Source organism: Halosimplex rubrum (assembly GCF_013415885.1).
Lineage (GTDB): Archaea > Halobacteriota > Halobacteria > Halobacteriales > Haloarculaceae > Halosimplex > Halosimplex rubrum.
On sequence record NZ_CP058910.1, the window covers coordinates 3,288,469 to 3,306,702 of the forward strand.

The 18,234-nt window shown below is 69.0% G+C and carries 11 protein-coding genes; 2 read left to right on the top strand and 9 right to left on the bottom strand.

Annotated elements, in window-relative coordinates; genetic code table 11:
• Window positions 1-8: 8 nt before the first annotated feature.
• The 4 genes from HZS55_RS16545 to HZS55_RS16560 form a co-directional block, all read right to left on the bottom strand.
• Window positions 9-983, bottom strand: coding sequence for an AAA family ATPase (locus HZS55_RS16545; protein ID WP_218927239.1), 975 nt, complete (start codon window positions 981-983; stop codon window positions 9-11).
• A 193-nt stretch (window positions 984-1,176) separates the two neighbouring features.
• Window positions 1,177-1,710: a DUF7519 family protein gene (locus HZS55_RS16550; protein ID WP_179908679.1), complete on the bottom strand. Its 534-nt coding sequence runs from the start codon at window positions 1,708-1,710 to the stop codon at window positions 1,177-1,179.
• Complete coding sequence (locus HZS55_RS16555; protein WP_179908680.1) at window positions 1,710-3,728, bottom strand: DUF58 domain-containing protein; 2,019 nt, start codon at window positions 3,726-3,728, stop codon at window positions 1,710-1,712. Before HZS55_RS16555 ends, HZS55_RS16550 begins: the two co-directional genes overlap by 1 nt.
• On the bottom strand, window positions 3,718-4,710 hold the full coding sequence (locus HZS55_RS16560; protein WP_246308284.1) for a DUF4129 domain-containing protein: 993 nt from the start codon (window positions 4,708-4,710) through the stop codon (window positions 3,718-3,720). The genes HZS55_RS16555 and HZS55_RS16560 overlap by 11 nt, the downstream gene beginning before the upstream one ends.
• Before the next feature lie 225 nt (window positions 4,711-4,935).
• Between HZS55_RS16560 and HZS55_RS16565 the strand changes: the two genes are divergently transcribed.
• Window positions 4,936-6,750 (top strand): ABC transporter substrate-binding protein, encoded by a 1,815-nt coding sequence (locus HZS55_RS16565; protein ID WP_179908681.1) that lies wholly within the window; start codon window positions 4,936-4,938, stop codon window positions 6,748-6,750.
• Window positions 6,751-6,954: 204 nt separating this feature from the next.
• On the opposite strand, the gene HZS55_RS16570 is transcribed toward HZS55_RS16565, so the two are convergent.
• Entirely contained in the window at window positions 6,955-9,090 is a 2,136-nt protein-coding gene (locus tag HZS55_RS16570) for an ABC transporter substrate-binding protein (protein ID WP_246308285.1), read from the bottom strand.
• A 137-nt stretch (window positions 9,091-9,227) separates the two neighbouring features.
• On the opposite strand from HZS55_RS16570, the gene HZS55_RS16575 reads away from it, so the two are divergent.
• Window positions 9,228-9,605 carry a hypothetical protein gene (locus HZS55_RS16575; protein ID WP_179908682.1) on the top strand — a complete coding sequence of 126 codons (378 nt, stop codon included), beginning with the start codon at window positions 9,228-9,230 and terminating at the stop codon, window positions 9,603-9,605.
• 80 nt (window positions 9,606-9,685) lie between these two features.
• On the opposite strand, the gene HZS55_RS16580 is transcribed toward HZS55_RS16575, so the two are convergent.
• The 4 genes from HZS55_RS16580 to HZS55_RS16595 form a co-directional block, all read right to left on the bottom strand.
• Window positions 9,686-9,934, bottom strand: coding sequence for a hypothetical protein (locus HZS55_RS16580; RefSeq protein ID WP_179908683.1), 249 nt, complete (start codon window positions 9,932-9,934; stop codon window positions 9,686-9,688).
• Between the two features lie 325 nt (window positions 9,935-10,259).
• Window positions 10,260-12,620, bottom strand: coding sequence for a glycoside hydrolase family 3 N-terminal domain-containing protein (locus HZS55_RS16585; RefSeq protein WP_394353537.1), 2,361 nt, complete (start codon window positions 12,618-12,620; stop codon window positions 10,260-10,262).
• Window positions 12,621-12,741: 121 nt separating this feature from the next.
• Window positions 12,742-16,173 (bottom strand): endo-1,4-beta-xylanase, encoded by a 3,432-nt coding sequence (locus HZS55_RS16590; RefSeq protein WP_179908684.1) that lies wholly within the window; start codon window positions 16,171-16,173, stop codon window positions 12,742-12,744.
• A 373-nt stretch (window positions 16,174-16,546) separates the two neighbouring features.
• Window positions 16,547-18,070 carry an endo-1,4-beta-xylanase gene (locus tag HZS55_RS16595; protein ID WP_179908685.1) on the bottom strand — a complete coding sequence of 508 codons (1,524 nt, stop codon included), beginning with the start codon at window positions 18,068-18,070 and terminating at the stop codon, window positions 16,547-16,549.
• Between the last annotated feature and the right edge of the window lie 164 nt (window positions 18,071-18,234).

Here is an 18,234-nt window from a genome sequence, read left to right on the forward strand (position 1 = left end):
GTCGGTCGTTACGCGGGGGCCTCGATGGTCGGGACGGGGATCTCTTCGAGCACCTCGTCGACGATCTCCGACTTGTCCACGTCGTTGACCTGCGACTCCGCCGTCAGACCGAGGCGGTGAGCGATGACCGGCTGGGAGACCGTCTTGACGTCGTCGGGCGTGACGTAGTTCCGCCCCTCGATGACCGCCTGAGCGCGTGCGGTCTCGTAGAGGCGCTGGGTCCCGCGCGGGCTCATCCCGGTCTCGACGCGGTGGTCGTCGCGGGTGGCCCGCGAGACCGCGGCGATGTACTCCAGCATGTCCTCGGTGACCGTGACGGTGTCCGGGACCGCCTGGAGGTTCGTGACCGAGTCGTGGTCGAGCACCTGCCCGACCGACGGCGTCGTCGACGTGCGGTCGTTGCGCCGGCGGAGCAGCTCGACCTCGCCGTCCACGTCGGGGTAGCCGATGGAGGACTTGACGTTGAAACGGTCGATCTGCGCCTCGGGCAGCGGGAAGGTCCCCTCCTGCTCGACGGGGTTCTGCGTCGCGATGACGAAGAACGGCTCGGGCAGCTGGCGAGTGTCACCCTCGGTGGTGACCTGGCCCTCGCCCATCGCCTCCAGCAGCGCGGCCTGGGTCTTCGGCGGCGCGCGGTTGATCTCGTCGGCGAGGACGATGTTGGCGAAGATGGGCCCCTTGTTGAACTCGAACTCACCCTCCTGCTCGTTGTAGATGTAGGTCCCCGTCACGTCGTTGGGGAGCAGGTCCGGTGTGAACTGGATGCGGGAGAACGACAGGCCGAGCGCCGTCGCGAAACTGTTCGCGGTCAGCGTCTTGCCCGTCCCGGGTACGTCCTCCAGCAGGACGTGGCCCTTCGAGAGCAGCCCCACGAGCACCGTCTCGAGGAACTCCTCGTCGATGATGACCGACGACCGGATCTCGTCGACCACATCGTCCAACTGGTCACTGGCCTCCTGTATGGATAGGTCGCTCTGTGCCATGGTAAGATAGCCCGTGCTATGCCTCTTAACCCTGACGGTGTGAGACGGTTTTCCGTGATGGAATACTGACTGACGCGGCAGTTAGCGACCGGATCTCGACGGCTCCGTCGCGAACGGGAATCGGGGAAAATCGGCGAACGTTCGAGCGGAAAACCGGAGCGTCTCGGCGGCGGGACGGAACGGGTCGACCGGCTTACTGCCGGATCGACCAGATGAAAAAGAGCGCCGACAGCAGCAACAGCGTGAGCGCCGGCACGGTCAGCGAGCCCCACGGCACGATGTAGAGGCCGTAGGAGAGGCCGGCGGCCATGACGCCGACGAAGACGGTGGCGGCGACGTGGACGGCCTCGCCGCGCTGGGTGTCGGTTTGCTCGCTCATCTGGCGGCCGACGCTGAAGGCGTTCGACCCGAGGTCGAACGAGACGATCGTCGCCAGCGCGGCGAACAGCAGGAACTCCGGCACGTCGCCGAAGAAGCCGGCGGCGACGACGCCGACGAAGACGATCGCCGTGCCGGCGATCGTCAGCCGCTCGGACTCGAAGACGAACAGCCCGGCGGCGACGCCGGCCAGCCCGAACAGCCCGACCGGCGCCGACAGCGGCGCGACCAGTGCCGTCGTCACGACCGCCAGCAGCGCTGCGACGACCGCGATGATACTACTGAACTGTGCGGGCGAGTGGGTGACCTCGACCGCGTTGAACTCCTCGTCCTGAATGTCGAAACTCATTATGCCCACCTCGTCTGTGCTTTCTCGACCTCGAGCGACAGCCGCTCGTCGGGATTCCAGTCCATGACGCGGATCCCCCGCTCGCGGAGGTACCGGACCCGCGCGGTCCGTTCGATGCGCGTGAGCCGCTGGCCGACCGTCTCGTCGACGGTCACGTCGGGGCTGATGACGGTGACCAGGTGGCCCTCGGAGTCGAGCCGTCGTGCGACTTCGGCCGCGTAGTCGTCCGCCAGCGGCGAGAACAGGAACACCTGCGACGTGCTCGGCAGCCGCCGGCGCACGTGGGTCATCGGGTCGATGTACTGGCTCTCGTGGTCCTGTCGCTCCGGCGGTCGCGGCGACAGCGCCGGGTGCTGAGCGAACAGGACCCGGGCGTTCTCCAGGTGTTCGCTGCCCGCGCCGGGGGCGTACCAGCACGGCACCGTGTCGAATGCGGCGAGCCCCACCAGGTTCCCCTGGTCGTACAGCGCGCCGAACATGTCGCTGGCCGCGTGGACAGAATGGTCGACGGCGTGGGGTTCGTCGACGCCCGCCGAGATGTACGCGCTCTGGCGGGTGTCGAACAGGATAGTGACCGTCGCGGCCTTCTCCTGGCGGAAGTCGATCGTCGCCAGTTCGCCCGTGCTGGCGACCTGTTTCCAGTTGATGCGGTTCATCGGGTCGCCGGGGCGGTACTCGCGGACGGAGTGGAACTCCAGCCCGGCGCCGCCCTGCTTGGTGTCGACGTCGCCGGCGTACTGCGTGGTCTGTGCGCGAACCGGGATGTCGTTGGTGACCCGCAGCGGCGGGACGACTCGCATCCCCGCGTCGGGCGTGACCAGCGACGTGCGCTCGACGCCGCCGCTGAAGTCCCGAGCGACCACGAGCAGCGGCCACTCGTACTCGCCGCGCTCGACGCGGACCGTGTACTCCAGTTGGGCCTGCGCGCCCGACTGCAGGGCCGTGTGCAGGCGCGGGACGCCCTCGGTGACGACGAACGAGTCGGGGACGACGTCGACCAGCCGCAGGTCGGGCAGCATCGACCCGCTCTCGTTGCGCACCGTCAGCGTCACCTCGACGAGGTCGCCCGGTTCGGGGTCGTCGGCGTCGAACTCGCGCTCGACGACCAGCCCCTCCGTCCGGGGCACCGCCGAGACTCGCGCGTAGATGGTGTAGGCGATGCCGACCGTCCCCGCGAGCATCAGACCGGGGGTGAACGTGACCACGCCGGCGCCGATCGCGACCAGCGCGAACGCCGTCACGCCGAGCCAGCGGTTCGTGTGCTGCAGGCTCACGTCCTCGAACGGCTCGCTCGTGTCGAACGTCGGTATCGTGGAATTGGACTCGTTCCAGTTGGACTCGACCGCGTCCTCGCCGTCGCCGTCGTCGTCCGACCGGCCGAGCAGGCGATCGAAGAAGGAGCGGTCCTCGGACTCCTCGGTGTCGACCTCGTGGCTCACGTCCACGTCGCCGACCTCGATGAGCTCCTCGACGGTGACGCGGAAGCGGTTCTCGAAGGCGGCCACGTCGTCGGTGCCCGACAGCAGCGACCCCGACAGTCCCGCTTCCTCGGCGGCCGTCCGCTCGCCTTGGAAGAACTCCGCGGCCGTCTCGTTGTCCGTCCACTCGCCGGCTTCGAGGATGCGACGGGCCTCCTCGACCGAGCAGTCCTCGCGGTTGCGGACGACCGCGACCGCGAGGTTCTCCAGGCGATCCTCGAGGTGTTCGCGGTTCTCGTTGACCCCCTGTCGGAGGTGGGTCATCTCGTAGAGCATCCGGTCGACGTCCTCGCCGGGCATCGGGTTGCCGGCGGGCCGCTCGGGGTTCGGGGTGACGGTCTCCTCGACCTCGCCCCGGAGCCGACGGCGGACGACGCCCAGCCCCGTCACCACGGCGACGATGCCGACCAGGAAGACTCCCTGCGTCGCGGAGGGGAGCGCGCTCCCGAGGCTCGGGACGGCGATCATCGCCGCGGCGGCGACGAACAGGAGCGCCCCGATGGCGATCAGCGCCCGATTGAGGAGGGCCTCAATATCCATCGTCGCCCTCCTGACCGACCGACGAGTCGGTCGACCCGCCGTACTCCGCCTCGATGTTGCGGAACACGTCGATCGCGAGGTCCTCGCGGCTCCCGGCGTCGCGCTTGCCGTAGCGGACCTCCTCGAACAGCCGCGTCAGCTCCTGTACGTCGTCCTCGCCCAGTCCCACGTCGACCGCCGCCTCGGCGAACTCGCCGGGGGTCGCGCTGTCGGGGTTGGGCACGTCGAGCATGCTCGTCATCTCCCACCACGCGCGGTAGACCTCGTTGTCCACGTCGGCGTTGTGCTCTTCGAGCCGATCGGCCGCGCGGCCGGCGGCCTGGGCGAGGTCCATCACGTCGGCGCCCTCGCCCTCGTCGGCCGCCTCCTCCTCCATGGTGGTGATCGCCTGGTCGCCCGACGCGCGGAACAGCACCGCGGCCGTCGCGACGAGCACGACGCCGAACACGCCGAGGATGGCCGCGGGCGGCACGTCCATCGACGCGACCGGCGACGACGAGGCGTTGGCCGCACTGGTGACCGACCGGTTACCCAGCCCGGGGCCGCCGACGGTCGCGCAGTCGGTCCCGAGGAAGTAGGCCAGGAGCACCGGCGGCGCCAGCGCGTACAGCCCGAGGAATGCCGCACCGAAGGAGTACCGGCGCTTGATCAGGAAGACGAGCATCGCGGCGGCGCCGAAGTACGCCAGCCCGCCGTACCACGTCGTCAGCGGTTCGACGCAGGCGGTGTACTCGACGGCCTGGCCATCGGACCCGTCCCCGCTGCGGTTGAGCCCGTCACCCCCGCCCGGGCCGTCCCCGCTCCCACCGCCGCCCCGGTTCTGTTGCTGTTCGTTCGGGTCGTCCATCGGACCCTGCCCACCACCGGTCGCCCCGGTGTCGACGGTCGCCGTGATTGTCGCGGCGCCCACGGCGATGGCCGCCATCGCCACGAGCCCGATCACGACGAACCGCAGGGCTTCCTGTGACACATAATCATCCATACTACGACTTGTACGATCGACCCTATATGTCTTTTCCGCTTGCCGGGGAGACCGCTCGGCGATCCGCCGGGTAGCGGTGACCTGCCCCCGCGCGGTCGGTGCGGGAGAGAACCGCTCTCACTCGGGGCCTCGTCGGGCCCACACCGGGACGCAGCCGACGGACCGCCCCGACGACGGGGCCGTCCCCGGAGGCCTTAAGGCGGGTCGCCCATTACGCTCGCGCCGATGGATCCAGGTTCCGAGCGAGGGGCGGGCGACGGCCCGGTCGACGGGATGACCCGGCGGGCGTACCTCGCCGCGGTCGGCGCCGGGGCGGCCGGGTCGGTGGCCGGCTGTACCGGCCCGAACGAGATCGTCGACTCGCCGCAGGTGTTCGGGTTCCAGTTCCCATACGTCCCCGAGAACGTCCACGTCGGCCCGTGGTCCTCCTCGGACCCCGCGGCGTTCTACTCGATGCTCTTCGAGGCCGAATCGTACACCGCCCCCGGGGGCGAGCGCCGGCTCGGCGACGTGGTCGAGTCGGTCGAGACCGACGGCGACACCGCGACCGTCGCGTACGCCGACGGGTACACGTGGTGGTCGGGCGACCCCGTCACGGCCCGGGACGCCTGGATCGAGGAGCGCGTCGGGTCGTTCGTGGGCGGCGACCGGAGCTACGAGGTCGAACGCCTCGACGACCGCAGGCTCCGCTACCGCTTCGAGCGCCCGCTCGACCGACCGCTCGCGCTCTCGACGGCGGTCGGCGGCGTCGTCCGGACGCGCGCAGACCGCTACGAGCCGTGGCTGGACCGACTCCGCGAGGCCGGGACCGACGAGCGCCGCGCGGAGGTCGTCGCGGACCTCCGCACGGACAGCCCCGGGCTGGAGACGGTCGCCGACGAGGGGCTGGGCTGTGGTCCCTACGAACTGGTCGAGGTGTCGATCAACCGGCTGATGCTGGAGCGCTACGAAGACCACCCCCGCGCCGACGAGGTCGCGGTCCCGCGGCTGTGGTTCCCCGTCGTCCAGTCGGTCTCGATCGAGAACCTGATCGACAAGGGGTGGCTCGACGGCGGCACCGGCCGGCTCGCCGACGAGCGGGGCACCCCGCCGGAGAACCTCGAACAGCTCGCGCGCTACCCGACCGACTCGGGGACCAAACTCGTCCTCGACTGGCGGAACGCTCACCTCGCGCGCCGCCCGGTCCGGCGGGCCGTCTTGTCGGTCGTCCCGGTTGACCAGGTGGTCGACGTGGCCGACTGGGGCGAGCCCACCGTCCGCCAGACCGGCCTCTCCGCGCCGGCCGCGCGCCGGTGGCTCCCCGACGAGGTCCGCGACCGGCTCCACCGCTACCCCGTCGAGGCCGACGAGGAGACCGCCGCCGAGTACATGCGCGCGGCGGACTACGGCCGCGACGGAAACGGCGACTGGCGCGGCCCGGACGGCGAGCAGCCGTCGCTCCGGATCGCGACGCCGGTGTGGTCCGACTTCGTCTCGGGGGCGGAGGTCGTCGCGTCGAGCCTCTCGCGGTTCGGCTTCGACGTGACGACCGACCGGCTCACGAACAGCAACGCCTACAGCGCCGTCTCGAACCACAGCCACGACGTCACCCTCTGGAACTTCGACGGCGACCCCTACAGCGTCTACGACGTGACCAGCGACGGGTCCACCTCGATCGGCTACGGGATCTCCGACCCCGGCGCCGACGCGGGGAACCGCGGCAAGCCCGTCGAGGTGTCCGTTCCCCAGCAGCCGGGCGCCGTCGACGCTCCGGCCAGCGAGCGCCGGACGGTCGACCTCCTCGACACCTGGCGCACGATCGAGGGACCGAGCGACCGGGAGGCGACCGTCGACGCCGTCACCACGTTCGCGACCTGGTGGAACGACGCCCTCCCCGACGTCTATCTCGGCACCGCCGTCGACGGCCTCTGGGGCAACACCCGCGACTTCGAGTGGCCGTCCTACGACTCCGACCCCGAATACGGGACCGCCGGCCCCGCCGCTCAGCCAGTTTTCCACATGTTGAAACACGGCGCGATCCGGCCGGCGACCGAGGAGTAGCGCCGCTCCGGACCGCGACCGCTCCGGACCGCGACGACCGACCGCGAGCGCCGCGGCTCGACCGGTCTCGACGACTCGCGCGGAGTACTGCCGTTCGTCGAGAGCCGACGAGTCGCGGGCGTCACGCCTTGCGGAGTGCGACGAGCGAGGAAAAGCGTCGACCCGGAGAACCGGGTGGTCGCGGTTCGATGCGGTGTGTCGGCCTTACTGCGGCGGCTCGAACTCCTCGTCGGTGCTGGCCTGGGCGATGCCGCCCAGCACGAGCACGTCCTCGATACCGAACGAGCGCTCGTAGTCGAACGCTCGGGCCGACGGGTCGGGCCAGTCGAAGTCGCGCACGTCGCCGTACGAGCCCATCAGGTACTGGTGGAACACGAAGTGCGGGACGTAGAAGTTGTAGTACCGCGCGCAGGTCCGGTAGAGCTCCTGCTGGGCTTCCTCGGAGTTACCGGGCTCGCGGATCGCGTTGACGGTCTCGACGAGGTTGATCTCGGACGCGTTGTCGAGATCCGGCGACTTGCCGGCCTCGTCGGGGGCCTCGAAGGCGCCCGGCTCGTCGGGCACCTGCTGGACGATCGGCTTGCCCTGCGTGTCCACCTCGTCCTCGGGGTCGGCGTCGTACGGGTCGCCGGTCGGACTGCCGCCGACCAGACCGAGGTCCCACCACGCGCCGCGGTCGTGGTAGTACTGGAAGACGTACGGGTCGCCGTGCCAGAACATCGTGGAGTCGTAGTTGAGCCCTTCGCTGGGGTTGATCGAGGTCGACCAACTGTTCCAGCCCATCGTGGTGAAGTTCACCCCGAAGCCCCAGTTCGCGAGGTTCGCGCGGATGGTCTGGGCGCCCTGGACGTTGGCCGGGCTGCCCGAGCGCGAGGAGAGGTCGATCGTAGCCTGGTTGCCGTTGGGGTCGACCCACTGACCGCCCTGCTTGCTGTAGCCCGCCCGCTGCATGTACTCGTTGGCGTTCTCCTTGTTCGAGGCCCGCGAGTAGGTGTGCAGTTGGTCGAGGAAGTCCTCGGAGAACGTGCTCTCGGACTGGGCGTCCAGCAGGAACGTGTCGTGCTGGGTGACCTGCGAGGCGTCCTCGCCCCAGCCGTTCGCGGAGACGGCGTTCCAGTCGATGGCCTCGATGAGCGCGCGGCGCACCCAGAGGTTCTGGAGGTGTTCGTTCTGCCAGTTGAGCTGCCAGACGTCGCCGCCCGTGGCGCGCAGCCAGCGGGTGAACTCCTGAACGTGGTCCGGCAGCGTCTCGCGGGTGGTCGCCCCGCTGGAGGTGACGGCGCCGGAGTCGACGTCGAGCACGCCCTCGTTGACGAGCGTCTGGCGCCGGTCGCCCTCGGCCCAGTACAGCGCGAGCCGCTCGACGTTCGTGTTCTCGGCGTTGGGGTGGTCCTCGTTGAGCCGGAGGATCACCCGCTCGGAGCCCACGTCGTCCATCGACTCCAGCTTGTAGGGGCCGGACCCGGCGAGCATCTCGTCGGTACCGCCGCTCTCGGCCATGCGGTCGAGGCCGATCCGGTCACTGACGAGTTCGTCCGTGATCGAGGTGACCTCGTCCGCGTTCGCCGCGTCGCGGTACTGCTCCCGATACGGCGTGGTGTAGTCGGGGTGGATCGGCGGGTTCCCGTCGACCGGCCCGGCGTTCGAGCGCAGCACGACTCGGGCCGTCGGATCGGGGTCCTGTTCGGGGACCGACCCCTTGTTGGTCCACTGGTGGAGGGTCCACTGGTCCTCCGCCTGCTGGTTGAACGTCGCGCCCTCGGTGAACTTGTTGCCACCCTGGAAGAAGTTGACGTGGTTGTGCGCCTCGCGGGCGACCGCGTCGAAGGGGTCGCCGTTCCAGTAGCGGGCGCGGTCGTCGTGGTGGTCGTACCAGTCGTAGGGCGGTTCGACCTCGAAGCCCGAGATCCACGTCATCACCTCGACCTCCTCGCGGTCGGGCTTGTGCGGGGTCGGCACCGTCGTCCCGCTGTAGGACAGGTTCGTCGTGTGGACGTTCCGGAGCCCGTGCAGGTCCGACATCCACAGGTCGCCGATGGTGTTGTCCTGGGGCGTCCAGGGGTTCCAGTTGAACACGTCCGGCGAGTTCGCCACGGCGTAGTTGATCTGACGAGTCACCGGCTCCTCGGCGGTCGCGGTACTGCCGTCGGTCTCACCGTCGCCACCGTCCTCACCGTCGCCGCTGGGTGTCGGCGTCGGAGTGCTCCCCGAACCCGGCGTGTCCGTGGATCCACCGTCACTCCCACAACCGGCCATGCCTGCGGCTCCCATTCCAGCCAGTATCTGCGCGTACTGGCGTCGCGATAACTCCTTGTCACGGATGCTGTCAGGCTTCCGCATACCTCTACCTTCTGCCAGCTCTATATAAAACTTCCTGATCATTTCATACTGAGTCGACGACGTATCTGACTGGGCACGCGACACACCCGCTCCCGCAAGCGCAACCTTCAAATGGGTGTGTGAAACAGTCTATCGCAATGAGGCAGGAAATCGAACGAGCCGGACAGGAAGCGGACGGCGTCCGGGCGTACGCGCTGGCGCTGTACTACTTCATGGTCGGGAACATCTCGCTGATGACGATTGTGATGGGGGGGGTCTGTATCGCTCTCGGTGCCACGTTCGTCAACGGGACCCCGGCGATCGTCATCGGCGGCGACGCCGGCCCGATCTCGCTGCTGAACGGGATCCCCGAACAGTACCAGACCTTCGGTCAGGTCTCCGGGGTCGTCCTCGCGCACAAGATCTTCGCCGCGATGCTGGGCATCTTCGGCGTGACCCTCATGGTCCTCGGCGCGACGGCCTACGGGTTCCTGCTCGCGAACAAGCTGTACGCCCGCGCGACGACGTCGGCCTGACCGCACTCGTCACCTTCTTTCGACGGTCTCACGGCCCGTAGCGGCCGTGCTCGTCGGACCCGGGACCGGCGGCCGACCGTTCAGACCGCGCGCTGTCGACAGAACCAGAGCACGCTCCCGCTGAGGAGGACGAACGCGCCGCTCCCGACGACGTTCAGCACCGACACGACGAACAGCGACGAGTCCGTGTCGGTGACGACCAGATACGGGATCTGGATGAGCAGAAATACGAGCGCGATCGTGAACACGCCGAGGACCTTCCGGTTTTGCTCGCACAGCGCCTCTGCGGCGGCCTCCCGACCCGTCTGCTCCTCGTCCTGTTCGCTCACGACCGGACCCCTCCGTCGACGACCGACGCCCAGACCATGCACCTCCGTTGTCGGGCGCTCCCGAAAAGGATTACCACACCGGCGAAGGCCCCGATCCGCGCGACGCCCGGGCCGGTCCCCTCGCCGAGACTCCGTCGGCCGGCCGCTCTCCCACGGGCGGATCTCTGGTATCACCCGTGAGAACATGGACCGTGATCAGTCGCGAACCGACGGTCGTCCCCGTGATTACCATTATCTACGCGCGTGCGTAGAAATGGTCTACCGGCGCGTGGACGGGTGTGCTGTATCACGTACGATACTGATAGAAACCGGGGAGCCGCGACGGTCAGGCCTGGTCGAGGCTCGTCTCGGTGAAGTAGCGGCGGCTCGTCCGCGGGACCTGCTTCGTGTCGGTCACGGACAGGCGGGCGGACTCGGCGATCTCCTCGGAGGAGTGGCCGACGCGGAGTTCGTAGTCGCCCGCCTCGACAGCGAGGTTCGCGTTGCGGTCGTGGTAGGCGAGCTGGTTCGCGGCCAGGTCGAAGGTGATCTCGGTCGATTCGCCGGCGTCCAGCTCGACGCGTCGGAAGCCGACCAGTTCCTGGACCGGCCGCGCCAGGTCGGGGTTCTCGGCGGAGACGTACAGCTGGACCACGTCGCTGCCGGCGCGGTCGGCCGTGTTCTCGACGGTGACGCTCGCGGAGACGGTCCCGGACGGGTCCACGTCGACGTCGGACAGGTCCAGGTCGGAGTACTCGAACTCGGCGTAGCTGAGTCCGTGACCGAACGGGTAGACCGGCTGGCCGTCGTCGTAGACGTAGTCTTCGGAGTAGGTGTTGGGCTTGCGGCTGTAGTGGATCGGCAGCTGGCCGACGGACTTGGGCATCGACACCGGGAGGTGGCCGCCCGAGTCGTGGCCCTCGAAGACCACGTCGACGATGGCGTTGCCGGCCTCCTCGCCGGGGAGCCACGCCTGGACGACCGCGTCGGCGCCCGCGTCGATCTCGGGGATCGCGTGGGGTTTGCCGCTGACGAGGACGATCACGACGGGCGTGTCGGTCTCCTCGATCTGCGCGACGAGTTCGTTCTGCACGCCGGGCAGTCCGAGGTCGGTCACGTCACAGCCCTCGCCGCTGGTCGGGACCATCGGCTGTTCCGCTTTGACGCCGTCGGCGTCGGAGAAGTCGACGGCCGAGCGGGCGCCGACGAACGCCAGCGCCACGTCGGCGCCCTCGGCGGCCTCGACGGCGCGGCCGATCTTGTCCGCGGAGTTGCCCGTCGCGGTGCAGCCCTGGGCGTAGTTCACGTCGGCGTCGACGCGGTTCTCGATGGCGGCCAGGGGCGTGTCGGCCTCGAACTCGTACTCCTCCTCGGGGTAGTGGGCGGCGTAGGCGTAGTCGCCGAGCATCCCCTTCTTGTCGTCGGCCTTCGGGCCGACCACGGCGACGGAGTCGGCGTCGTCGAGCGGCAGCAGGTCGCGCTCGTTTTTCAGGACGACCAGCGAGTCGCGGGCGGCCTCGCGAGCCAGCCCGACCGCGGCCTCGTCGTCGTAGGGGTCGGTCGCGGCGTCGACGTCGACCGTGTGCTCCTCGAACAGCCCCTTCTCGAACTTCGCGCGGAGGACCCGGCGGACCGACTCGTCGAGGCTCTCCTCGGCCAGATCGCCGTCGCGGACGGCTTCGGCGAGGTACTCGTAGCAGTCGGTGTTGGGCAGCTCCACGTCGAGACCGGCCTCGACGGCCGAGACGGCGGCCTCCTGCTGGGTCGCGGCGACGCCGTGTTCCTCCTTGAGGAAGTCGACGCTGAAGTAGTCGGAGACGACGTGGCCGTCGAAGCCCCACTCGCCGCGCAGCACGTCCGTCAGCAGCCACTCGTCTTTCGCACAGGGGACGCCGTCGATGTCGTGGTAGGCGTTCATCACGGCCTCGGCGTCGCCCTCCTGGATCGCCGCCTCGAAGGGGAACATGTGGACCTCGCGGAGGGTGCGCTCGCTCACGTCGACCGACGAGCGGTTCTTCCCGCCGGCGCCGACGCCGTGGCCGACGAAGTGTTTCAGGGTGGCGGAGATGCCGTCGGCCGGGGAGTCGCCCTGCAGCCCCGAGACGTACGCGGTCGCCATCTCGGCGACGAGATACGGGTCCTCGCCGTAGGTCTCCTCGACGCGACCCCAGCGCAGGTCCCGCGCCACGTCCAGCACCGGCGAGAGCGCGTGGGCGGTGCCGATGGCTTCGAGCTGGTCGCCGATGGTGTCGGTGACCGCTTCCAGCAGGTCCGGGTCCCAGGTGCTGGCCATCCCGATGCCCTGCGGGAAGGTGGTGCCCTCGGGCCCCATGTAGCCGCTGAGACACTCCTCGTGGGGGATCGCCGGGATGCCGAGCCGCGTCTCCTCGGCGAGGTACTCCTGGATCTCGTTGGTGACCGCGGCGGCCTGCGCCGGCGGGAGACTGCCCTCCCCGCCGATACGGGTGAGGTGGCCGATCCCCTCGGCGAGCAGTTCCTCGGCGACCTCGCGGTTGAGTTCGCCGTCCTCGACGAGCTCCTGGCCGGCCTCGACCTCGCCGGCGTTGTCCGCGACGCCCCGGCTCGGACTGACCGAACCGAGCTGGGCGGCCTTCTCTTCGACCGTCATTCTGGAGAGCAGATCCTCGATACGCCGCGATGTCGGTACCGTCGGGTCGCGGTAGGCTGCGTCGGAGTCGGCTGTCATTACGCCTGTTCGGTGGTGGACGCGGATATTAATGGTTCCGACGACAGTCCGTGATGGAGTGCCCGGCGGAGAGAGCGGGCGGGGAACGAGGGCTGACAGTCGTCGACGGATGACCGCCCCGTCAGGCGTCGTCTTCGTCGTCAGCGAGGTACTTCGCGAGACTCGCGAAGCCACCGAGCGTCGCGACCGTCGAGACGATGCCCAGCCCCGGGCCGCTGCCGGAGGTCGTCCCCGCCGCGGGGTCGTCCTCACCGGTCGTCGCTGTCGGGCCGGACTCCGTTGCGGTCGCGGTGGGCGTCGCCGTCGTGGTCGCGGTGGGCGTCCCGGTCGGACCGTCGGAGTCCCCGTCGTTCTCGCCCTCGCCGTCGCCCGTATCGGCGTCCTCGCCGTCGAGCGAGACCTCGACGGTGGCCCCGCCCTCGGAGAGCGTCGTCGTCGCGGAGGCGGACGTGCCCTCGTAGCTCACGTCGACGGCGTACTCGCCCTTGAAGCCCTGGAGCGTGACGGTGCCGGAGTCGTCCGTGGTGCCCGACTCCTCGGTCCACCACTGGTCGAAGACGAGGTCGCGGTACCGGTCGAGCGCGGGTTTCTCCTCCCAGCCCGCCGCGTAGAACGGCGCGTCGTCGCGCCAGTGCATCGTGTCGATCAGTCCCCAGACGACGAACTGCTCGACGGACGGGTGGCTGAAGACCGTCTTCAGGAACTGGTAGAAGAAGTCGGCCTTCTCCGACTCGGGCCAGTTCTCGTCGGACATGTCGAACTCCGTGATCCGCAGGCCGACGTCGTCACCCGCCGTCTCGGCGTAGCTGTCGAGCGCCGACATCGTCTGCGATGGCAGCAGCGAGGAACTCTCGCTGAAGTGGCCCTGCAGGCCGACGAAGTCGAGCCCCGCTTCGGTGTTCTGGACCGTCTCGATCTGGGTCGTGTAGCGGTCTCTCCGTCCGCTGTAGGGCCCCTCGATGGTGTTGTAGTCGTTGATGCCCAGCGGCTGGCCGTCGGGGCCGGCCGCCCGCGCGGTCGCGAACCACTCGTCGAGGATCGGCGCCTCCTCCGGGGTCACGTCGGCGCCGTGGATCGACCGGACGAAGCCGGGCTCGGGGATGAGCTCGTTGACGACCTCCCACTCGTCGATGCGGTCGCCGTAGTAGCCGATGATGTCGGAGACGTGACTGGTTGTCTGCTCGCGGACGTACTGCGAGTCGGCCTCGCTGGGGGTGGCCGCGTCGGCGTCGCTGTCCCAGGCCATCGCGTCGACCACGTCGTCGGGGACGGCCGCGGAGTCCACGCTGGCCCACAGGGCGACGTGGCCCCGGACGTACCAGTCCTGGGCCTCCATCCACTCGACGGCCGCGTCGGCGGTGTCCTGGCCGTTCTCCCAGAAGTCCCACTTGTGGTAGTTTTCGAGGACGCCCGCGTTGAACAGCTCCTTGCGGTTCTCCCGGTAGGGGTCGCCCTCCTCCGTGTTCTCTATCTGGGGCGCGTTGGTCATGGCCCCGAACTTGAACTCGTGTTCGCGCATCGAGACCGACACCTCGGCGCCCTCGACCGGGTCGCCGTTCTCGTCGACCACGTCGACCGCCATCTCGGCCGTGCGGTGGTCCTGAATACGCTGGTCGGCCTCCTCCTCCCAGCCCTCCTCGGGCGACCGCTCCCACTCGGGCAGCGCTTCGACCGAGTTGTTCCCCTCGAAGTTGACGAGCGCCAGCCCGCCGATGTCGACGGTCTGGGCCTGCGCCGCGACCCAGATTTCCGTCCACCAGTTCCCCGGGTCGGAGTCCTCGCCGAACTGGACCGGGAAGAAGTACCGCTGCCACTCCGAGGTGACCGGCGGGTTCGGGTTCGAGACGTAGTTCGCGTAGTTGCTGTCGTCCCCGTCGTTTTCGCTGGCCTTGTACGTGATCTGCGCGTTCTCCTCGTCCGGCGTCCGGAAGTACGCGACCCCCAGCAACACGTCGCCCTCCGAGACCGCTTCGTCCTGTTCGATGCCTTTGAAATTGACGCTGTAGGCGTTGGTGCCGGCCTCGGAGACGTCGATACGTGTCGCCTCCGAGAAGGGCACGTCGTCGCCGACATCCAACGCGGAGCGTTCGGCCTTGTCCGCTTCACCTCCGGTGAGCCCGAAGGTGCCGAACGCGTCCGCTTCGTTGTTCGCGTAGACGAACCGTCCGGGGTCGAGGTTACGCTCCTGAAGGTAATCGATCAGCCCCGAGTAGTACGGGTCGTCGGTCTGGGGCCACTCCTCCGGCCCACCACTACCACCGGTGTCGATTTCACTCGCCGCGCCGGCGGGGAGGTCGTCGAGCGTCGCGTCCGTGTCGGAGTAATCCAGCAGCGCGAGCCCGCCGATGTCGACGGTCTGTTCGTCGTAGGCGAGCCAGAACTCCGTCCACCAGCTGCCGGCGTCGGCCGCGGCGCCGAACTGGATGGGGAAGTAGTACCGCTCCCACTCCGAGCCGATCGAGGGGCCTGTGAACTCCGCCCAGTTGTTGAAGCCGGTGCTGGCGCTCTCCTGTGCGGCGTAGGTGGCCTGTGCGCTCCCGTCGGGACCGCGTAGATACGCGACCCCGAGCAACACGTCGCCCTGCTCGACGGGCATGTCGCCGACGTCGGCTCGCAGGTTCGCGTTGTAATCGTTCTCCTGCGTGCCGTTGATCGACACGCGCGACGCCTCGGCGAACGGCACCGAGTCGCCGCTCACGTCCAGGTCCTCGACGGTGCCGTAGTCGCCGACACCGAACTCGTAGGCGCTCCACGTATCGGACTCCGTCTCGCCGTAGACGAACCCGGGCTCGGGGAGGTCCAGCGCCGACAGGTCGCCGGTCAGCGTGTCGTAGTACGAGCCCGACGAGCCGGACGACTCGGCGACGCCGGACGGCAGCTGGTCGAACTCGGCGTTGGTCCCGAAGTCGAGCAGCGCCACGCCACCGACATCGACGGTCTGCTGTTTGAAGCCGAACTGCCACTGGACGTAGAGGTCCGAGGAGTCGGCCGCCGTGTCCGCACCGATCTCGATCGGGAAGTAGTGGCGCTCCCACTCCGAGCCGATCGTCGGCGACTGGTTGCCGACCGACGCGTTCCCGAACCCGCCGCTGTCGACGGCGAAAAACTGCGACTGCGGGCCGTCGCTCGACGACCGCAGGTACGCGACGGCGAGCATCGTGTCGCCGGCGGAGACGTCCCGGGTGAGGTCGCCGCGGACCTGCACCGGGTAGTTCGCGTCCGGCGCGTCGGTCACGTCGATCCGGCGCGCCTCCGTGAACGGCACGTCGTCGCCACTGACGTCGATCGATTCGACCGTCCCGTACTCGCCGTTCGAGCCCGCCTGTGCGAACAGCGCGTTCCAGGCGCCCGACTCGGTGTCCGCGAACTCGAAGTTCGCGGGCGGGAGCCCGCGGCCGTTCTGCAGGTCGTCGACGAGCGCGGAGTAGTACGCGTCCCCGCCCGACGCCCACGACTCCGGGGTGTCCGCTCGAACGTCGCCCGCTGTTACGTTGGCGATGCCACCCGCGGCGCCCGCCGCTCCGATCGACTGCAGGAACGGTCGTCGCCCCACCCGAACGCGATCGGTCTCACGATCGCCACTGTCAGGGTCTCGCATAGGTTCGACCGGTACTCAACTATCTATGACCCATAAATATTCCCAAAACATACTGATAACTGGGTGTAGTTCGAATCCAGTTGTCAGGTGTTCCGGAGACAGTTGCCGGTTCCCAGCGTTCACGGCAGTTCGCGGGCCATCGGATCCGATCCGAGCGGACGGATCGGCGGGTGATATCGGCCGAAACTCGGTGCGCGCGGACGGCGCGCGAACGCCGGGCCGGTCCGAGCGAACGTCGGACTCGGCCGGGCGAACGACGTATCAGAACAGTCGAACGCGGGGTCCGGTCGGAGGAACGTCGGGCCGGGCCGGGCGAGCGCCGGGCGGTCTAGACGTCGGGCGAGAGTTCGACGGTGGCTCCGCCCTCGGAGACGGTGACCGTCTCGGTGACTTCGGTACCGTCGACGGTGGCGGTCACCTCGTACTCGCCGTGGAACCCGGTCGTCGAGAACGCGCCCGATTCGTCGGTAGTACCCGACTCCTCGGTCCACCACTCGTCGAAGACGAGACCGGTCCACACGTCGTAGGCGGGCTTTTCCGACCAGTCCTCGTAGAACAGCGGCGCCTCGCTGCGCCAGTGGCGGCCGTCCCAGAAGCCCCACATCAGGAAGTCCTCCACGTCGGGGTGGGAGAACGCGCCCCGGAGGTAGTTCTCCAGCACCCGCGCTCGCTGTTCGTCGCCCTCCCAGTCGTCGCCGTTGTAGGTGTCGAACTCCGTGATCTTCACGCTGGCGCCGTAGTCGGCCCACTTGTCAATCTCCTCGGCGACGCGACTCGCGCTGACCCGTTCGTCGGGCTCGGAGTTGGTGTTGAACTCGCCGGTTCGGGCGCCGACGTGGGCCTGCAGCCCGACGGTGTCGAGCTGGACGGCATCGTCGTTGAGGTGCTCGATCTGCGACTGGTAGCGCCCGTCGGTGTAGCTGTAGCCGAACTGGTTGAAGTCGTTGACCCCGAGCCCGATGTCCAGGTCGTTCTCGCGGCGGACCTCGTCGGCCTTGCCGTACCACTCGGCCAGCAGCGGCGAGGTCCAGGGGGCGACCGCCCCGTTCCACGGCTCGGCCTGGTCGATGTCGTCGCCGTAGACGCCCAGCTGGAGCTGGTAGGCGTGCATCGCCTCGTTGACGACCTCCCACTCGGTCACGTCGTCGCCGTAGTGGGTGATGATCTCCTCGATGTGGTCCATCGAGCGCCGGCGGATCGTCTCGGCGTCCCGGTCGTCGATCGCGGTCAGAACGTCTGAGGGGATGGCGCCCGCGTCGGACCGCCCCCAGATGCAGACGTGGCCTCGCACGTCCAGGCCCTGTTCGAGCAGCCACTCGACCGCCGCGTCGGCCAGCTCCGGGTCCGACTCCCAGAAGCGCCACTTCATCTGATTCTCGATGACGGCCTTGTTGAACAGCTCCGGGATGCGCTCGCGGTACTCGTCGCCCTCGCTCGACTCCTCGATCAGCGTCCCCGCGTTGACCGCGGTGCCGAAGCCGAACTCGTGGGCCCGCATGGCGACTGCGACCTCGGCGTCGGCGACCGCCTCGCCCGACCCGTCGGTCACCTCGACGGCGAGCTCGCTCGTCCGGTGTTCGCGGATCCGGCGCTCGACGGCCGGGTCGGGCTCGGTCGGCGTGTCGGTCCCGCTCTCGGTGTCGGTCGCTTCGGGCGTCGCGTCGGCGGCCCCTTCCGGCGTGACCGTCGGCGTCGACGCGTCGGTTTCCCCGTCGGTCGCCGTGGCGTCGCCGCCGTCGCTCGGACAGCCGGCGAGCCCCGCGGCCGCCAGCGCACCGAGCAGCGACCGGCGGCCGACGGTTCCCTCCGACCGTTCGTCCGCGTCCGACCCGAACGTATCTTCAGATGACATACGCGTGCGTCGGTCAAGGAGGATCGTCGGCAAAAGCTTTCGGTGTCCGAGCGACGACCGTCTCGGGGCCGCCGGAGCGACCCGGGGAGCGCACGGCGAGTCGTCGCGCCAGGCGTCGTCGCGTCCGGTTCGGTTTCCGTCGGCACCTTCCTGTCCGTCGGTTC